Below are 17,953 nucleotides of genomic sequence, written 5' to 3'. Positions count from 1 at the left end.
AGGAAATTTTTCATGAGAAAACATACATCATCTCAAGTAACTAAAGCAAAAATCCTCCGTGCCGTTGCCAGTTCAACTGCAATCGAAACGGGTGTTTCTATCCCAAAAATTGAGCAGCAACTGAAACAAAATCAGGCACAGGCGAAAGCCGTTGGCCTCGCCCGCTAGTCTGGCAAGATATCGCTCATCAGCTGCATCATAGGGCTGTAGTTCCCTGAGACACCTGTCTGTATTGCCTTGAAGTAAAACACCTTGTGCTCATCCCACAGGCTGTAGTCCAATAAGCCCTTCCCCGCCAGTACCGACAACACATCGCAAAGCAATCTCGACAGACGCCCGTTACCTTCTCTGAATGGGTGGATCAAAATAAATTCCACATGACATTCAGCCAGATAACGAACCAGCTCCGGACGAGCCAGGGATTTCAGTTCACCAGACCGAGAAAGAAACTGCTTCTCGAAACCATCAAGCAGCAGCGGAATCCTGTCGGCAGCCGCAAACTGAAAGCCGTCCTTAGTCAGGTTAGCGTTACGTAGCCTCCCTGCCCAATCGTACACATTCCCTAGCCACTGGCGATGCCACCTGCTGACGTGCTCAAAAGCCAGCGCCTCAGGCGGCTGGCCCTCAATAAATAGCTGCTCATACAACATCAGCAGCAAGCCAGACTCCAGCGCCTCCATTTCCTGCTCATCAATGATCCCCAGCTTATTGGCAAGCACTAGGTCGTTTGAGCCTGGCTGATATCGCTCTTCTGCTGAATTAAGCTCATATTTTGACAAGCCCTTACCTCCGCCCAAACAGGTTCACAACGTTGTTTTCATGCTGCCGCTGATAGTTATTAACCCGGTCTTCCCAGATCTCAAGCGCCCTACGCTTTTCAGGCAGGTAATCATAACGATCATAGTGTTTCGAGCTAACGTCGTTCAAAGCGTGATTTTGAATACGGTCACGGATCTCTTTGCTGATCCCCGCCTCCCCCATCAGCGTTTTACAGGTACGGCGTAAATCTCGCGCCGTGAAAACTTTAAACTCAGGATTAAAGGCCCGAAAATACATGATGGAACGCGCCAGACTATCCGTGCGCACTGGGCGCTCACCGTTCGTTGATAACGGAAAAATATAGGGACTGTTACTTTCCTTAGTCAGCTCTTTAACTGAGGCTAATTCCTGTAGTGCCGATTCAGTCAGCGGGATCAGGTGCTCACGCTTGTTTTTCGATACATCGGCTATGACCAGCAACGTCTTCTGTTGCCAATCAATAGCACTCCACTGGCTGGCAATCATTTCAAACGGGCGCTGTCCACCAGCATAGACACAGAAGCGGATAAGATGCTGCATCAGCGGCCCAACATTAGTGGCCTGTGCGAACTGCTCCATGACAAAACGCAGTTCTTCCAGCGTTAACCATGTATCACCCACTTTCTCCGCCGAGGACTGCTTCGGTATGGCCGATACCGGATTTACTTCAAGACCAAACGTAATACCCACGCTGGTATTCATCGGATCGTTATCGGCTTTCAGGCCGTAGTTAAATGCCGCCATCAGGTAGGAACGAATGCGGTTTGCATGGACTACCGCATCACGCTGGATAATGCCTGAGAGGATGGTTTTGACCTGAAGAGGTGTTACATCTTTCGCTTTAGTTTCGCGAGGGATAACCGTGTAACACTCTTTTTCAAGGCGCTTCAGAACATCAGCCCAGGTCCGCTTATTGTCGAGCTTCATCTTGTTAACGTAGCCATGCACCAGCTCCTCAAACGATCCTTGAGAGCGATGGATCTGCATAATGTGCTGCTCGGCCAGGCGTTGTTGCTCAAGTTCTTGCTGGGGTTCTTTCCCTTCAACAAGCCAGGCACCATACTTTTTCGCAAGCTCGTTGGCCGTCACCAGTTTCATCTCAGGCCAGATGCCCAACTGGATGAACTTCTCTTTCTTCCCTTTCTCAACGTAGTAACGGAAATAAAAAACTTTGCTGCCTGAAGGCTGAACCTTAACGCCAAGCCTGCCAGTACCACGTTGAGCGCTGTTGCTCCATACGTAGTACGCCGTGCTTTTTGTCTTCAATCCACGTATAGCAGTCTCGGTAAGATTAGCGGCCATGAGTTTACCTTTCTAAGGATAAGCGTTACCTGACCCGATGCCCATTTCGGGTCAGGTAACGGGTCAGGTAAGGATAGTACAATGGGGAAATGAGAGAACCAATCAGAAACAAAAATAATTTCATAACTAATTGATTATAGGCAATTAAAAATACAAACAGAGACAATCCCGAACAATTAAAAACATGCCAATTTTATGACTCATAATCGCTTGGTCGTTGGTTCAAACCCAACAGGGGCCACCAAATTTCAAGGGCTTACATATACATGTAGGCCCTTAGTTATTTCTAGGGTACCTATAGCCCTGGTCTGGCCTCAAGCATCGCGGTAATGTTCTGCTTGCAGGTGTAGAAGGCATCAGCCAGGAACGGCTTATCGCGCTCCATTTCGGTCATGAAGACGAGTTCTTCTTCTAGTCATTTTTGTTGTTCGGGTGTCACGATTCGTTCCAGGAAAGAAACCGTGAAGGGGGAATCTTCACGGCTGGGATCATCTTTCGCCGGGACAGTGACGACGAAAAACGTGGCGCACGTTTACGCTCAGTAAATTTTTTACTTATTGTTTTAGCTCAACAAGCTTTACTTCGGAATTTTGCCAACCAGCACCTCACTGCCCAAATCAGATGAAAATAAAACCGATGTGTGAGACTGAAGACTTAGTCTTTGCTGAACATAGCTCTTTGTTTACCGAACAATTTACCGAGGATGAGGGATAGACTCCATATAATGAAGGCGTAAAATAGCATTCTGCCAATATGATTCGGGTCCATTGCAATTCCAACTACAGCGAAAATAATACCGATACCTATACCTATCCATTCATATTCCCTTATAGGTTCGTACGTAATCCTAGCTGTGCAGCCATGGCAATATTTTGCCTTCCAAACGCTCGTCTTACCGCAGAAGGGGCAGGTGACTTTCTTGATACTGTCTTCGATTCTGTGTTTTTCTTGAACCGCTTCAATTTTCCTTAGCGTTTCAAGAGCGCTTTGGCTGCCCTTCTCACCTGCCCGGCGAAGATATTCCTTACCCTTTTCATAATCACGCTGTGCAATGTAAAACTCACCCAGCGCTTCCATAGCAAGTTCATTTCCCTGATCAGCAGACAGAGTAAGAAGTTCTAAGGCTTTATCACTATTACGAGGCACACCCCTCCCATCCCGATAAGAGGTTCCGAGATTATATTGCCCGTAACTGTTTCCCTTCGATGCGGCCACGGAGTAACACTCAGCTGCCTTAGAGAAGTCTTGTGCAAACCCGTGGCCCCTTTGATGTAGAATTCCAATCCATACCAAAGCATCCATGTCCCCGTCGTCAGCAGCTGACGTAAACCACTCAATGGCCTTTGAATAATTTAAAGGGACATCATCGCCATCCATGTACATATAGGCCAGACTAAATTTAGCTTCAGTGTGTCCCTGGTTAGCAGCCTTGGTCAGCCACTCAACAGCTTTGTCGCCGTCTCTCTCAACCCCGTCACCATCACGATACATATAACCGAGTTTAGTTTGAGCTTTCATATCACCTGAAGAGGCAGAAGCGTAGGTGGAATGGTAATCCCGGTCAGAAATTAAATTTGGCTTTAGTTGTTCCATTTTTATTAACCCTGAGATATATGCTTTATGTCGGATGGCTGCAAGCAAGTGCTGGCCTAATATTATTGTAGGCGAATATAGATCAGCCATTGTCTTATACGTAAAAATATTGTCAAATTGCAAGACCACAATATCACCTACCAATTTAGGTGAAGAAGAAATTTTATAAACCCTGGCACTCTTCGGTTTCTGAATATTCTAGCATCGCTTTTCCCATTTTTCCCAGGCGTGATAGGCACTTCCACGCACGCTGAAAACTGTACCGCCCGCCCGATTGAGGAGCGCCAACTCCTTTTCAGTCTTCTTAGAGACTACCGCACAATGACGGTCAATCATCACGCTCCAAGCCAGTACATTGTTCTCAATGAGCAACAACTGCAGGCGGTCGCTAAGTGTCATGTACATAGTCTCTCCTACAACAGGACGTGCTTTTAGGTTTTTCTTCGATAAAGATACTGCAATGTATATGCAGAAATATATCTGGTCAGGCTATGTTTATTTTCGAAAACATTAATCTAAATATATTTTACAACGATAAAAAAAACCCATCAATATATACCCCACTCCACATACAACAATCAAATAACTCAACCCCATACTTTTTCCAACGCAAAAAAACCAATGATTAAAATCAATGAATAAAACCAATAAATAATCTATACCTGCTTTCACACCAAATACCTCGAGGGATTGAAGAATGAAAAAAATAAATATAACTACATGTGTGCTGTCGGTACTGCTGCTGGCAGGATGCGTGGCTAAACCGCCTATCGCCACGGAGAGTGAAGTCCGGGACGCCGCCTCTTTTGCATTGAACGTCGATGCATCTCAGGTGACCATTTCGGATATTCGCCAGGATGGCGTAAAAACCAATTTTGTTGCGACCGTCGGCACAACAACACACCGTTGTTACGTTACAAAAGCCGCTGAGCCGAAATTGTATGGCGTGATATCGCTGGGTGGCAGCAGTACGGTATCTGATGCGATTTGCGCAGGTGGAAATGCGGGCTCGAATACCAAAACCTGCGATGCGTTATCGAAAAAAGCGGGTCGCTGTTAATTAACAAAAAATAAGCGCTATCGTAAAAATAGCGCTTATTTACCTGTTCACGTTACGCGTCATTATTCTACAAATAAAATTTTTAGCACTCAGCCAGTCTGCAAATCACCCCGCCTCAATCGCCTGCCGGATCTGCTGCAATGCTGCCGGATCGTCGAGCGTGGTCAGATCCCCCGGATCGCGCCCTTCACATATCGCCTGAATAGTGCGGCGTAGCATCTTGCCGGATCGCGTTTTCGGTAGCTGCGAGACAAACCAGACGTTCGCCGGGCGGCCAAAGTTGCCAATCTGGCTGTCCACCAGCGCCATGATCGCCTCCTTCTCGGTATGGGCGACCTCGCGATCGTCCAGGCTGTCGCTCTGCTTGGGGATCACAAACGCCACAGCGACCTGCCCTTTTAACGCATCTTTGACGCCCACTACCGCCACTTCCGCGACGTTCGGATAGCTGGAAATACTCTCTTCTATCTCGCGCGTGCCCAGACGGTGCCCGGCAACGTTAATCACATCGTCGGTGCGACCAAGAATGAAGTAATAACCATCGGCATCGCGGATGCCCCAGTCAAAGGTGGCGTACACCTGGCGGGAAAACAGCGACCAGTAGGTTTTTACAAAGCGTTCGTCATCCCCCCAGATAGTCTGGATACAGCCCGGCGGCAGCGGCCCTTCGATCACCAGCATCCCCTTCTCGTTGACCGCACAGGGCTCACCGGTCACTTCATTGAGCAACTGGACGTTATAGCCGTACATCGGCACGCCGGGGCTGCCGAGGCGCGACGGTCGGTCGTCCAGCGCGCGGGCAATCGCCATAATCGGCCAACCGGATTCGGTCTGCCAGTAGTTGTTGATTACCGGTACGCCCAGCGCCTCGGTCACCCACGCGGCGGTCGGTTCGTCGAGCGGTTCACCGGCCAGATAAAGTGCCTCCAGCGAGGAGAGATCGTGGTGGCGGATCTGTGCGGTCGGGAACTTCTTCAGCACGCGGATGGCCGTTGGCGCGGAGAACATGCGGTTGACCCGATATTTCTCGACGATTTTCCACCACACGCTGCAGTCGGGATAAACCGGCAGCCCTTCATAAACGATGGTCGCCATACCCGCCAGCAATGGCGCGTAGACAATATAGGAGTGCCCGACCACCCAGCCGATATCCGAAGCGCAGAAGAACACGCCACCCGCCTTGCCGCCAAAAATGGTCGCCATGGAGGTCGCCAGCGCCACCGCGTAGCCGCCCACATCGCGCTGCACCCCTTTCGGTTTACCGGTGGTACCAGAGGTATAGAGAATGCAGGAGGTCTCGTTGGACTCAAGCCAGGCTACCGGCACCCTCGCCCCTTCATGCTGCTGGCGCAGCGTGGCGAAATCGAGATCGCGCCCGGCGACGCGCGCCATTTTCGCCAGCCCACGGTTCACCAGCAGCACGTGGCGCGGCTGGTGCTGTGCCTGGTCGATGGCATCATCAAGCAGCTTTTTGTACGGCATAATTTTGCCGCCGCGTGCGCCAGCATCCGCCGAGATAATCAGCACCGGCCTGGCATCATCAATACGCGCCGCCACGCTGTGTGAGGCAAAGCCGCCGAACACCACCGAGTGGATCGCGCCAATGCGCGCGCAGGCCAGCAGCGTAATCTGTGCTTCGGCAATCATCGGCATATAGACCAGCACCCGATCGCCACGCTGCACGCCCAGAGACAGCAGCATGGAGGCTACCGCGTTCACTTCGTCATACAGCTGGCGAAAGGTAAAAGTGCGCTCCTCTTCGGTCTCCGAGGAGACGGCAATCAGCGCCAGCGCGTCCGGCTGTTTGTCCAGCCAGCGGTCGATGGCGTTATGGCACAGGTTGGTGGTGCCGCCGCAAAACCAACGGGCAAACGGCGGATGGCTGCTATCCAGCGTCTGGGTAAAGGGCGTCTGCCAGTCGATACGCTGGGCCTGTTCGGCCCAGAAAGTCTCCGGCTCGGTAAGGGAACGCTGATAAAACTCGCTAAAAGACATAATGCTCTCCTGTTGAACTTACGCCTGATAAGTCGTGTTTCAGATAACGAACAGATCCATATACTCATTGACCGGCATCTGCTCCAGACGGGTTCTGTCGAGGGAGGCATCCAGAATGCGCTGCTGCTGGCGGGTCGGGAACTGGCGCGCCAGGTTGATTTTAAACTTGTCGATAAGCTTCGGAATACCGTCGGTGCGGCGGCGGGCGTGACCAATTGGGAACTCCACTACCACTTCTTCAAAGCGCGTGCCGTCGGTGAATTCGAGGGTAATGGCGTTGGCGATGGCGCGCTTATCCGGCGCGTGGTAGTCAGCAGTAAACGCCGGGTCTTCAAAGCAATAAATCTTCTCGCGCAGGGCGTCGATGCGTTTATCCTGCGCCACGTTGTCCTCATAGTCTCCGGCGGTTAAGCGACCGAACAGCAGCGGGATCGCCACCATGTACTGGATGCAGTGGTCGCGGTCGGCCGGATTATTCAGCGGGCCTTGTTTGTCGATGATGCGAATACAGGCTTCGTGAGTGCGGATGGTCACCTTCTCGATATCATCGGCCGTTTTGCCCGCCGCCTGCATCTGCTCATACAGGGTCATCGCCGCTTCGACCGCCGTCTGCGAATGGAACTCCGCCGGGAAGGAGATTTTGAACAGCACGTTCTCCATCACGTAGGAGCCGTACGGGCGCTGGAAGCTGAACGCTTCGCCCTTAAACGAGACGTCATAGAAGCCCCAGGTTTTCGCCGTCAGCGCCGACGGATAGCCCATTTCACCGGTCTTCGCCATCAATGCCAGACGCACAGCGCGGGAGGTGGCGTCCCCTGCCGCCCAGGACTTACGCGTCCCGGTGTTCGGCGCATGACGATAGGTGCGCAGCGACTGGCCATCGACCCACGCCAGAGAAACCGCGTTGAGGATCTCATCGCGCGTCAGCCCCAGCATTTCCGCCACCACGGCGGTAGACGCCACTTTCACCAGCAGTACGTGGTCGAGGCCGACGCGGTTAAAGGAGTTCTCAAGCGCAATACAGCCCTGAATTTCATGGGCCTTAATCATCCCGGTCAGCACCTGCTTCATGGTCAGCGGCGCTTTGCCTGTAGCAACGGCGTTGCGCGACAACCAGTCCGCCGTCGCCAGAATTCCGCCAAGGTTATCGGATGGATGACCCCACTCGGCGGCAAGCCAGGTATCGTTAAAATCGAGCCAGCGGATCATCGCGCCAATGTTAAACGCCGCCTGCACCGGGTCGAGCTGGAACTGGGTGCCCGGCACACGTACGCCGTTCGGCACGACGGTGCCCGGGACAATCGGCCCCATCAGCTTTTTACAAGCCGGGTATTCCAGCGCTTCCAGCCCGCAGCCCAGCGTATCAAGCAGGCAGTAATGGGCGGTGTCATAGGCCACTTTTGAGGTGACATCGTAGTGCATCACGTAATCCACGATATCCACGATTTCACGATCAAACTCCGGGCGAACATTCATCATCTGAGCGGACATAAGGTACTTTTCCTGTTTTTTATCGTTAGCGGTAAGGGATTACTGACGCTTATCCAGCGGCACAAATTCGCGGTCTTCCGGGCCGGTGTAGTTGGCGGAAGGACGGATAATTTTGTTGTCCTGGCGCTGTTCAATAATGTGCGCCGCCCAGCCGGTCACGCGGGCGATGACGAACAGCGGGGTGAACATTTCGGTCGGGACGCCCATCATGTTGTAGGAGACCGCCGAGAACCAATCGAGGTTGGGGAACATCTTCTTGGTATCCCACATCACCGACTCCAGACGGTCGGCAATGTTGTACATTTTGAGTGAACCACCCTCCTGAGAGAGTCGTTTGGCGACGCGCTTAATCACCTGATGGCGCGGGTCGGCGATGGTATAAACCGGGTGACCGAAACCAATCACCACCTCTTTGTTTTCCACCCGCTTGCGGATATCCGCTTCGGCTTCATCCGGCGTTTCATAGCGCTGCTGAATTTCCAGCGACACTTCGTTGGCCCCGCCGTGTTTCGGGCCGCGCAGCGCGCCAATGGCGCCGATAATGGCCGAGTAAACGTCAGAACCGGTCCCGGCAATCACCCGGCTGGTAAAGGTGGAGGCGTTAAACTCATGCTCGGCGTAGAGGACCAGCGAAATGTGCATCGCCTTCTCCCAACTGGCCGAGGGCTTTTCACCGTGCAGCAGATGCAGGAAGTGGCCGCCGACCGAGTCGTCGTCGGTTTCCGGCTGGATGCGTTCGCCGTTGTGGCTGTAGTGATACCAGTAGAGAAGGATTGAGCTGAGCGAGGCCAGCAGTTTGTCGGCAATATCGCGCGCGCCGGAGACGGTATGCCCCTCCTTTTCCGGCAGCGTGCAGCCCAGCGCCGAGACGCCGGTGCGCATCACGTCCATCGGGTGGGAAGCCGCCGGCAGCGCTTCCAGCACGGTGCGCACGTTGGCCGGCAGGCCGCGCAGCGCCTTAAGTTTAATCTTGTAGGCCTGCAGTTCATCGCGGGTCGGCAGCTTGCCGTGGATCAGCAGATGGGCCACCTCTTCAAACTCGCAGTGCTCCGCTAAGTCGAGAATATCGTAGCCGCGATAGTGCAGGTCGTTGCCGCTTTTACCGACGGTGCACAGCGCGGTGTTTCCCGCCGGTACGCCGGAAAGGGCGACGGATTTTTTAGGCTTAATGACATGGGTGCTATTTTGCAGGATCGATGTGTCGCTCATATTGTCCTCGTCATTATTATCATGTGTAGGGTACTGAGGGTGTCCGTGTACGCCTTATCCGGCCTACTTTTTGGTATACAACGCGTCGAGCTTCTCTTCGTACTGGTAGTAGTTGATGCTTTCGTACAGCTCATTACGCGTCTGCATGATGTCGATAACGCTTTTCTGCGTGCCTTCCTGACGCAGCACGTTGTAGACCTGTTCGGCGGCGCGGTTCATGGCGCGGAAGGCCGAGAGCGGATAGAGCGCCATCGCCACGTGGGCGCTGCGCAGTTCATCGGTGGTGAACAGCGGCGTCGCGCCGAATTCGGTGATATTGGCAAGGATCGGTACCTGTACCGCATCGGCAAACTGGCGGTACATCGACAGTTCAGTAATCGCCTCCGGGAACAGCATGTCGGCCCCCGCTTCCACATAAGCACGAGCGCGATCGATAGCCGCCTCCAGCCCTTCCACCGCCAGCGCATCGGTGCGCGCCATGATCACGAAGTCCGGGTCGGTACGCGCATCTACCGCCGCCCGAATGCGGTCGACCATCTCCTCTTTTGAGACGATGGCTTTGTTCGGGCGATGGCCGCAGCGCTTAGCGCCAATCTGATCTTCAATGTGCAGCGCGGCGGCTCCGGCCTTACTGATCGACTTCACCGTCCGTGCCACGTTAAACGCCGATGAGCCAAAGCCGATATCCGCATCCACCAGCAGCGGCAGCGGGCAAACGTCGGTAATGCGGCGAATGTCGGTCAGCACGTCGTCGAGCGTGGAGATGCCCAAATCCGGCAGCCCGAGGGAACCGGCCGCCACGCCGCCGCCGGAGAGGTAAATAGCCTGATACCCGGCTCGCTGAGCCAGCAGCGCGTGGTTAGCGTTAATGGTGCCAACAATCTGTAAGGGGTTTTCTTTCGTTAGCGCAGCGCGGAATGCCTGGCCTGGAGAGTGTAGAGACATATCCCGTCCTCTTGTTATCAACTTGTTACTATCTGTTGATTCAGATAAAGCAAGGGGTATGCCAACAGCTGATTTTTCACCACCATTCTTTAAACATCTTTGATAACAATAGATTAGCCATTCACTGCGCTATATCTGGCGATTAAAGCGTGTCAGCTAACGTTTCACTTATCGTTCCATAACGTTTCATTGCAACATTCATGAAACATGGTCTACACCCAATATTCGGCCCTCTTTTTTTGAGCACACAATGGCAGCTACCCCTCTTCCGCCACGGGTGAATGACGACAAGCCGGTTATCTGGACGGTGTCGGTAACGCGCCTGTTTGAACTGTTCCGCGATATCAGTCTCGAGTTCGATAACCAGGCCACTATTACGCCCATCCAGCTTGGGTTTGAAAAAGCGGTGAACTACATCCGCAAGAAGCTGGCGACCGAGCGTTGCGACGCCATCATTGCCGCAGGCTCCAACGGCGCGTACTTAAAAAGCCGCCTCTCCGTGCCGGTTATCCTGATTAAACCCAGCGGTTTTGACGTGCTGCAGGCGCTGGCAAAAGCCGGCAAGCTCACCGCGTCTATCGGCGTGGTGACTTATCAGCAGACGCTGCCCGCCCTGGTCGCTTTTCAAAAGACCTTTAACCTGCGCCTTGATCAGCGCTGCTACGTCACCGAAGAGGACGCGCGCGGACAAATCAACGAGTTAAAGGCCAGCGGTATACAAGCCGTGGTGGGCGCCGGGTTGATTACCGACCTCGCCGAAGAGGCCGGGATGACCGGCATCTTTATCTACTCCGAAGCCACCGTCCGCCAGGCGTTTAGCGATGCGCTGGATATGACTCGCCTGACCCAGCGACAAAGTCGCCGCTATGCCGCTGGTAACGGCCTGCGCACGCGTTATGCATTAGACGATATGCGTGGGGCGTCCGCGCCGATGGAGCAGGTACGCCATACCATCCTGCTCTATGCGCGCTCCAGCGCCGCGGTGCTGATTCAGGGGGAAACCGGCACCGGGAAAGAGCTGGCGGCGCAGGCAATCCATCGTGAATATTTCGCGAAGCTCGGTCATCGTCAGGGTAAATCCTTCCCACCGTTTGTCGCCGTCAACTGCGGGGCAATTGCCGAATCGCTTTTAGAAGCAGAGCTGTTTGGCTATGAAGAAGGGGCGTTTACCGGCTCGCGGCGCGGCGGGCGTGCCGGGCTGTTTGAAATCGCCCATGGCGGGACGCTGTTTTTAGATGAGATTGGCGAGATGCCCCTGCCTCTGCAAACCCGGTTGCTGCGCGTGCTGGAGGAGAAAGAGGTCACGCGCGTTGGCGGGCACCTACCGATTCCGGTCGATGTACGGGTGATTAGCGCCACCCACTGCGATCTGGAAGCGGAGATGAAGCGCGGGCAGTTTCGTCAGGACCTGTTTTATCGCCTGAGTATTCTGCGGCTGAAGCTGTCGCCGCTGCGTGAGCGGCTGGCAGATATCGTGCCGCTGGCGGAAGGTTTTTTGCAGCAGTCGCTGGCGGCATTACACGCGCCGTTTGGCGAAGCGATGCATCAGGGGCTGATGCAAAGCCAGTCGGTACTGCTGAGCTACACCTGGCCAGGCAATATCCGCGAACTGCGCAATATGATGGAGCGGCTGGCGCTGTTTTTAAGCGTTGAGCCACAGCCGGAGCTGAACGGTGATTTTTTACGCCAGTGCCTGCCTGAACTTACAGAATGCCGCGCCGACTCGCCGCCGTCAGTCTCGCTTACACCGCATCAGGTACTCGCGCAGTTTAACGGCGATAGAGGTGCCGCCGCGCGCTATCTGGGGGTGAGCCGCACCACCTTCTGGCGCAGGTTAAAAGCCGAAAATTAGGGCATAAAAAAGCCCCACCAAAGTGGGGCAAAATACGTTCAAAAAAATTAGGCACATATAAAAAAAACAAACTAATGAGAGTTTGCTACCTGAATTAGAACTGGTAGGTAGCGCCCAGTACGGTCTGATCGTCGGTTTTGAAACCGAAGTCATTACCATCTTTCAGCAGGTTGATTTTGTATGCTGCATCCACCGCAAAGTTTTTGTTGAAGTAGTAAGCAGCGCCCAGCTGAACATATTTAACCGCGTCGAAAGAGTGACCGGCAAGTTCCGCACGCTGCTGTACGTAACCAACGGTAGGCTGCAGACCGAAGTCAAAGGTGTAACCTGCGATAGCTTCAAACGCTTTAGATTTATCGGTGAAGATCGGGAGCATCTCATCATGGATCACTGGCTTCAGTGGGGTCATGTTATGAGTTTCGGTATAAGTGGTGGCCAGCATGAGGCTATTAGCATCATATTTTGCACCCACAGACCAGGCTTCAGCAGTATTGCCTAAAGCAGGTTTATAAGAAGCGCCACCTCCCGGGATTTCATATACCACATCCGTCGTGTTCGCGCGGCTGTATGCTGCGCCTACAGTCACACCAGAATCAGGAATTTCGTACTGAAGGGAAGTACCGAAGCCTTCTCCGTTTGACTTCAGCGGCGCATCTTCACGTTCGTTAGCACCCTGGTACTGGAGACCCAGCGCCAGACCGTCGACCAGACCGAAGAAGTTTTTGTTACGATAGGTCAGAACACCGGTGGTGCGCTGGTTCATGTAGTTGTCGACGTTCTGGAAAGAGTCACCGCCGAATTCGGTCAGCACGTCGGTATAAGAACCGATGTCGTACTGGATACCGTAGTTACGGCCGTAGTCGATAGAACCGTAGTCGCCCAGATCCAGACCAGCAAACGCCAGACGGGTAGATTCAGTCTGCGCAGGGCCTTCGGCCTGGTCAGCGTTGAACTGGTGTTCAAACTGACCATAACCCACCACGCCGTTGGCGATCTGAGTTTCACCTTTGAAGCCCAGACGAGCATAGGTCGCGTCAGAGTTGCCAACGGAAGAGGTGAAGTCGTGCTCTGCCTTCACTTTGCCGTACAGATCAAGTTTGTTGCTGTCTTTGTTATAGATTTCAGCAGCGTGAGCGGTGGATGCCAGCGCCACGAGACCGATCAGAATTGCCAGCTTGCTTTTCATCATTTTTTTATGTTCCTTTGATTATTATTCCCCGTAGGGATTTGCCCGGTAATCCAGGCTTTTTTAATGGCTCGCAAGGCTATCGCGCGTCATTAAAAAAGCCCTCCCGCAAGGGAGAGCCTAAGGCTGATTACCGAATTCAAAGGATGAGCTGGCTTCCGAGCATCCCGCGATGCAAGCGGGATTCAGAATCGATTTGACGTATGTCGAACGAACGTGCAGAGGCTATCATGCTCCGCATAGAACCATTCCGTATCATTTTGCCACTCATCAATTAACAAATAATGGATCGTCAAAAAACACCACATCTGCTTTTGCAGTTTTTATTACGGTATTTTTTGTTACGCACTCGTTATCGGTGCTTTTATTTCTTTTCAACGCAGAAATAACTGGCTTTCAGATAGGTGTGAAAGCGTTTACTTCTGGTCGTAAATTTGTGTAAAGCCTAATATTTAAAATGTAACTCCGTCAACATGAATTAATTGTTAAACAACATCTCTAAAATAGGTAACGAATGGCAGCAAAGCCTCATGACAGGTAGGTTTAACTCCATACCCACTGTGCCTTCAGCATAAATCATCAGCATGATTTGTTGACTAAAATCAAATTTCAACGGTAAATATCAATAAATCCGCAATGATTCTTTAATCATCACCGCTGCTTTCGCAAATCAAAATAATGTAATCGATTAACCTTAGTAGCAATTTATTCATAATTTTTTAATTTAAGATGATGAAAAAAAATAATAGCGACAAGAAAGGTTAAATTTCTTGATAGAAAAAATACGATAAAAATAAACGCCGAAATAAATAGTCTGGTAATAAAATCACTGCTAATAAATGAAATATTTAAAATGCTTAAAATAAATACGTGATGTGATTTTAATTTCGCCACAAGTAATACCAGCATCGCGGCGGGAAAAAAGCGAATATTGCAGGGTTGGAAAATGAAGGGCACAAACTAAGAAAGGATGCTCTCACGCTGAAAGTGAAAGCATCCGGGATCGGTTATTGCGGTTTATACAGGATTAACTCACACCAGTGAGCGAAGCTCTTCACGCATGTAGGAAGAGAAGAATTCAGGGTTCTTAATCACCATATGCTCGCCGGACTCAACCTTGTCGGCCCATCCTGCGACTTTTTCGGTAAATCCGTCGCTCCAGCCTTCCTGATGGCCGCGTTCAGCCACATCGGCAGCGCTCGCCGGAGTACCTAATTCTTTCAAATATTTCAGAATTCCCTTTGCCGTACTTTCATCCATGGACTGTGGTACTGGCTCAGACGTGTTCATACCACCAATAAAATCCAACGCTTTATCAATGACTGCTGGCATATGCTTGTCCTTAAAATTAACCACGTAGTAATCAAGTCTATACTATGGACCGGAATCCGCCGCAATTTCAAAGGAACCGCTCACGTTATTGCACTTATTCTCGATCAAAAATCACGTTTTATGGCTGTTTTGCGCAAGAAATGGTGCACGCTGCGCAAAAAAAAGCCGGTACAGCATTGTACCGGCTCAGGTGTCAGAACGGGATTACGCGTTGCTGACTGGCTTTTGCTCCGCGCTGGATTTGGCGTTTTCCAGCATCCGGCGAACCGGCACAATCAGCACGCACAGCACCGCCGCACAAATCAGCAGCGCGATAGAACAGCGGGCAAACAGGTCCGGCAGCATATCCAGCTGGTCAGCCTTCACGTGGCCACCGATCAGACCCGCCGCCAGGTTACCCAGCGCACTGGCGCAGAACCACAGCCCCATCATCTGGCCGCGCATTCTCTCCGGTGCCAGCAGCGTCATGGTCGCCAGACCAATCGGGCTCAGGCACAGTTCGCCGAGCGTCAGCATCAGGATGCTGCCCACCAGCCACATTGGCGATACGCCAGCGCCGCCGTTACTCAGCACGTTTTGCGCCGCCAGCATCATCAGGCCAAAGCCTGCCGCCGCACACAGAATACCGATAACGAACTTGGTGATACTGCCTGGACGGACGTTTTTACGCGCCAGCGCAGGCCAGGCCCAGCTAAAGACCGGTGCCAGCAGGATGATAAACAGGGCGTTAATCGACTGGAACCACACCGCTGGGATCTCAAAATCACCGATCATGCGGTTGGTATAGTCGTTGGCAAACAGGTTAAAGGACGTTGGCTTCTGCTCGAAGGCCGACCAGAAGAACGCGGCGGAGACCAGCAGAATAAAGCACACCAGCAGACGCGCGCGCTCTTTACGGCTCAGGCCCGCGAAGGCAAACAGGTAGATGAAGTACAGCGCAACGGACGCCGCAATCACGTACACCAGCACGCTGGCAACCGCCACCGGGTTAATCACAATGATGCCCTGGGCAATCAGGGTGATAATCACCGCCACGCCTACCGCTAACGCCAGCAGCCACGCGCCGACGCCGTTTTTCTTCGCCACCGGGCTGTTCCAGGTGGAGTCGAGGCCCACTTCGCTGTCGTAGCGTTTCATCGCCGGTACAGCGAACACGCGGAAGATAACCAGCGCCACCAGCATCCCGATACCACCGATGCCAAAGCCCCAGTGCCAACCGTGGGATTTAATCAGCCAGCCGGAAATCAGCGGCGCGATAAATGACCCCATGTTGATACCCATATAAAACAGCGAGAAGCCGCCGTCACGACGGGCATCGCCCTTTTTATACAGTGTACCAACCATGACCGAGATACAGGTCTTGAACAGACCAGAGCCCAGCACGATAAACATCAGGCCGATAAAGAACAGGTTGTCACCCATAAAGGCCGACAGCGCGATCGACAGGTGGCCGAGCGCAATCAGAATGGAGCCGTACCACACTGCCTTTTGTTGGCCAAGCCAGTTATCGGCCAGCCAGCCGCCCGGCAGCGCCGCCAGGTACATGGTCCCCGCGAAGATCCCTACAATCGCCGAGGCGTTTTCACGCGCTAAGCCCATGCCGCCGTCATAGACGGTTGCCGCCATAAACAGAATCAGTAACGGGCGGATACCGTAAAACGAGAATCGCTCCCACATTTCGGTAAAGAACAGCGAACCCAATGGGTACGGATGACCGAAAAAGGTTCGGCTTTCGTTTTTATTAACAGAGGAATGCATAGTTTCTCCAGAAGGTGCGTCGTAACGCAGGTAAGTCGTGTATACCCGTCATACTTCAAGTTGCAGGTGCGTTGGCTGCGTTCGCTCACCCCAGTCACTTACTAGAGTAAGCTCCTGGGGATTCACTCCCTTGCCGCCTTCCTGCAACTCGAATTATTTAGGGTATATGCGGGCTAACCATTTTTTAATTTTGTCGATGAATAACATCTGACACGGTATTTTTTAACCATTTGATAACCATTAAGTGGTCGTGTCTAGCCCTTGACCCGGTATTTTTAGACGAAAAGTCGACAAAGTTCTAGTTTTACAGATTTTGTATTGGAAAACCGAATGTAGTGATTGACATCACATAACCATATGTTTAAGTGATAATAATCATTTAAAAACAATCAATTAGATAAAAATCAATCGCTAAATAAAGCCTTAATAACTGTGCAAAATAATCGTATAAAAAGTATGGAAAACGGGGTGTTCATCATAATGATGATGGAAGATCAGGATAAATCATGGGGAGAGAGATGGCAGGAAGGGGGTCGCGCTATCACGTCATCGTATAGCGCAACCGGAATGCGGTTATTTCGCGTGCCAGTAGGCGCTTGATCGCACCAGCTGCGGGTCGATAGCGTCGGTCACAAAACCATCGGTCAGGTTTTTTACCACCTTCCCTTCACCGCTCAGCCAGATAAAGTAATCCGACGCCGGCACCGTGAGCTGTGCCAGCCGCGCGGCAACGGTGGCTGCATCGTAGCCGGAGATCCACTCGATATTGAAACCATCAAACCCGGCCAGATAGGCTTTATCCGCTTCGTCTTTTACCATCACCAGCGCCGTTACCTGCGGGCGCTCCGCTAGCGTTTGCAGCGCTTCCAGACGGCGACGCAGCGCTGGCATACCGGTTTCATCGCAAACATACAGCTGCCAGGCATAATCTTCCGGCACCACCAGTGAACCGCGCGGGCCGCCGATAAGCAGCGTATCGCCTGCTTTTGCCTCAATTGCCCACTGGCTGGCAACACCGCCATCGTGGATAAAGAAATCGTAGGCCAGCTCATGGCGCTCGGCGTTATAGAGCGGCGTATAGTCGCGGGCCTGCGGGCGTACACCGTCTGCCCACACAATGCCCTCATCGGTCATCGTCGGTGGTGTCAGGGTGCTACCTGCCTGCGGGAAAAACAGCTTGGTGTGATCGTCAAAGCCACGCGAACTAAAACCATCCAGCGCCTCGCCGCCCAGCACCACGCGCTGGAAAGCGTCGCCAATGCGCTCAACGCGCAGGACGGTCAGTTCACGGAAACGGAGTTCATTGCGCACGCGCTGTGGGTACTTGTTCTCTTTCATTCGGCGTCTCTCTCACAAATAGATATATCTAAATCATTTGCAAATGATAATGATTGCCAACTAAACAGAAAGCAAGCTATTTTTAAGATATATG

15 protein-coding genes are annotated in these 17,953 nt (G+C 52.5%); 3 read left to right on the top strand and 12 right to left on the bottom strand.

From position 1 onward, the window contains the following. Window positions 1-12: 12 nt before the first annotated feature. A complete protein-coding gene (locus FHC49_RS22900; RefSeq protein WP_001225594.1) occupies window positions 13-168 on the top strand; it encodes a hypothetical protein in 156 nt (51 codons plus the stop codon). On the opposite strand, the gene FHC49_RS22895 is transcribed toward FHC49_RS22900, so the two are convergent. The 4 genes from FHC49_RS22895 to FHC49_RS22880 all read right to left on the bottom strand — a co-directional run bounded on the left by FHC49_RS22895 (window position 165) and on the right by FHC49_RS22880 (window position 4,098). Continuing rightward, on the bottom strand, window positions 165-779 hold the full coding sequence (locus tag FHC49_RS22895) for a Fic family protein (RefSeq protein WP_255581444.1): 615 nt from the start codon (window positions 777-779) through the stop codon (window positions 165-167). The two genes, FHC49_RS22900 and FHC49_RS22895, sit on opposite strands and share 4 nt — an antisense overlap. Window positions 780-783: 4 nt before the next feature. After that, complete coding sequence (locus tag FHC49_RS22890; protein WP_045269869.1) at window positions 784-2,100, bottom strand: site-specific integrase; 1,317 nt, start codon at window positions 2,098-2,100, stop codon at window positions 784-786. Between the two features lie 654 nt (window positions 2,101-2,754). Beyond that, window positions 2,755-3,693: a tetratricopeptide repeat protein gene (locus FHC49_RS22885; RefSeq protein WP_220440928.1), complete on the bottom strand. Its 939-nt coding sequence runs from the start codon at window positions 3,691-3,693 to the stop codon at window positions 2,755-2,757. A gap of 198 nt (window positions 3,694-3,891) precedes the next feature. Beyond that, a complete protein-coding gene (locus tag FHC49_RS22880) occupies window positions 3,892-4,098 on the bottom strand; it encodes a hypothetical protein (RefSeq protein WP_220440927.1) in 207 nt (68 codons plus the stop codon). 364 nt (window positions 4,099-4,462) lie between these two features. Here FHC49_RS22880 and FHC49_RS22875 point away from each other — a divergent pair, with 364 nt between their 5' ends. Then, window positions 4,463-4,753 (top strand): hypothetical protein, encoded by a 291-nt coding sequence (locus tag FHC49_RS22875; RefSeq protein WP_185667940.1) that lies wholly within the window; start codon window positions 4,463-4,465, stop codon window positions 4,751-4,753. Window positions 4,754-4,858: 105 nt separating this feature from the next. On the opposite strand, the gene prpE is transcribed toward FHC49_RS22875, so the two are convergent. The 4 genes from prpE to prpB all read right to left on the bottom strand — a co-directional run bounded on the left by prpE (window position 4,859) and on the right by prpB (window position 10,393). Further along, window positions 4,859-6,748 carry a propionate--CoA ligase gene (gene prpE, locus FHC49_RS22870; RefSeq protein WP_220440926.1) on the bottom strand — a complete coding sequence of 630 codons (1,890 nt, stop codon included), beginning with the start codon at window positions 6,746-6,748 and terminating at the stop codon, window positions 4,859-4,861. A 39-nt stretch (window positions 6,749-6,787) separates the two neighbouring features. After that, window positions 6,788-8,239 (bottom strand): bifunctional 2-methylcitrate dehydratase/aconitate hydratase, encoded by a 1,452-nt coding sequence (locus tag FHC49_RS22865; RefSeq protein ID WP_220440925.1) that lies wholly within the window; start codon window positions 8,237-8,239, stop codon window positions 6,788-6,790. A 39-nt stretch (window positions 8,240-8,278) separates the two neighbouring features. Beyond that, window positions 8,279-9,448: a 2-methylcitrate synthase gene (prpC, locus tag FHC49_RS22860; RefSeq protein WP_220440924.1), complete on the bottom strand. Its 1,170-nt coding sequence runs from the start codon at window positions 9,446-9,448 to the stop codon at window positions 8,279-8,281. Between the two features lie 63 nt (window positions 9,449-9,511). Beyond that, the gene (gene prpB / locus FHC49_RS22855; RefSeq protein WP_185667893.1) at window positions 9,512-10,393 is read right to left on the bottom strand and encodes a methylisocitrate lyase; all 882 of its coding nucleotides are present in this window, start codon (window positions 10,391-10,393) and stop codon (window positions 9,512-9,514) included. 250 nt (window positions 10,394-10,643) lie between these two features. Here prpB and prpR point away from each other — a divergent pair, with 250 nt between their 5' ends. Continuing rightward, window positions 10,644-12,245: a propionate catabolism operon regulatory protein PrpR gene (prpR, locus tag FHC49_RS22850; RefSeq protein WP_220440923.1), complete on the top strand. Its 1,602-nt coding sequence runs from the start codon at window positions 10,644-10,646 to the stop codon at window positions 12,243-12,245. A 94-nt stretch (window positions 12,246-12,339) separates the two neighbouring features. Here the strand turns inward: prpR and FHC49_RS22845 are convergent, their stop codons facing one another. The 4 genes from FHC49_RS22845 to FHC49_RS22830 all read right to left on the bottom strand — a co-directional run bounded on the left by FHC49_RS22845 (window position 12,340) and on the right by FHC49_RS22830 (window position 17,859). Next, window positions 12,340-13,434 (bottom strand): porin, encoded by a 1,095-nt coding sequence (locus FHC49_RS22845; protein ID WP_220440922.1) that lies wholly within the window; start codon window positions 13,432-13,434, stop codon window positions 12,340-12,342. 1,029 nt (window positions 13,435-14,463) lie between these two features. Next, complete coding sequence (locus tag FHC49_RS22840; protein WP_220440921.1) at window positions 14,464-14,763, bottom strand: DUF1889 family protein; 300 nt, start codon at window positions 14,761-14,763, stop codon at window positions 14,464-14,466. A 204-nt stretch (window positions 14,764-14,967) separates the two neighbouring features. Continuing rightward, entirely contained in the window at window positions 14,968-16,521 is a 1,554-nt protein-coding gene (locus FHC49_RS22835; protein ID WP_185667889.1) for a peptide MFS transporter, read from the bottom strand. A 573-nt stretch (window positions 16,522-17,094) separates the two neighbouring features. Then, entirely contained in the window at window positions 17,095-17,859 is a 765-nt protein-coding gene (locus FHC49_RS22830) for a siderophore-interacting protein (RefSeq protein WP_220440920.1), read from the bottom strand. Window positions 17,860-17,953: the final 94 nt, after the last annotated feature.

Source organism: Kluyvera sp. EC_51 (genome assembly GCF_019584505.1).
GTDB lineage: Bacteria > Pseudomonadota > Gammaproteobacteria > Enterobacterales > Enterobacteriaceae > Kluyvera > Kluyvera sichuanensis.
This window is presented reverse-complemented; position numbering and strand designations above follow the sequence as displayed.

Coding starts and splice junctions, on each gene's coding strand:
- FHC49_RS22900 (WP_001225594.1), top strand. CDS start 13: ATGAGAAAACATACATCATCTCAAGTAACTAAAGCAAAAATCCTCCGT.
- FHC49_RS22890 (WP_045269869.1), bottom strand. CDS start 2,100: ATGGCCGCTAATCTTACCGAGACTGCTATACGTGGATTGAAGACAAAA.
- FHC49_RS22885 (WP_220440928.1), bottom strand. CDS start 3,693: ATGGAACAACTAAAGCCAAATTTAATTTCTGACCGGGATTACCATTCC.
- FHC49_RS22880 (WP_220440927.1), bottom strand. CDS start 4,098: ATGTACATGACACTTAGCGACCGCCTGCAGTTGTTGCTCATTGAGAAC.
- prpE (WP_220440926.1), bottom strand. CDS start 6,748: ATGTCTTTTAGCGAGTTTTATCAGCGTTCCCTTACCGAGCCGGAGACT.
- FHC49_RS22865 (WP_220440925.1), bottom strand. CDS start 8,239: ATGTCCGCTCAGATGATGAATGTTCGCCCGGAGTTTGATCGTGAAATC.
- prpC (WP_220440924.1), bottom strand. CDS start 9,448: ATGAGCGACACATCGATCCTGCAAAATAGCACCCATGTCATTAAGCCT.
- prpB (WP_185667893.1), bottom strand. CDS start 10,393: ATGTCTCTACACTCTCCAGGCCAGGCATTCCGCGCTGCGCTAACGAAA.
- prpR (WP_220440923.1), top strand. CDS start 10,644: ATGGCAGCTACCCCTCTTCCGCCACGGGTGAATGACGACAAGCCGGTT.
- FHC49_RS22845 (WP_220440922.1), bottom strand. CDS start 13,434: ATGATGAAAAGCAAGCTGGCAATTCTGATCGGTCTCGTGGCGCTGGCA.
- FHC49_RS22840 (WP_220440921.1), bottom strand. CDS start 14,763: ATGCCAGCAGTCATTGATAAAGCGTTGGATTTTATTGGTGGTATGAAC.
- FHC49_RS22835 (WP_185667889.1), bottom strand. CDS start 16,521: ATGCATTCCTCTGTTAATAAAAACGAAAGCCGAACCTTTTTCGGTCAT.
- FHC49_RS22830 (WP_220440920.1), bottom strand. CDS start 17,859: ATGAAAGAGAACAAGTACCCACAGCGCGTGCGCAATGAACTCCGTTTC.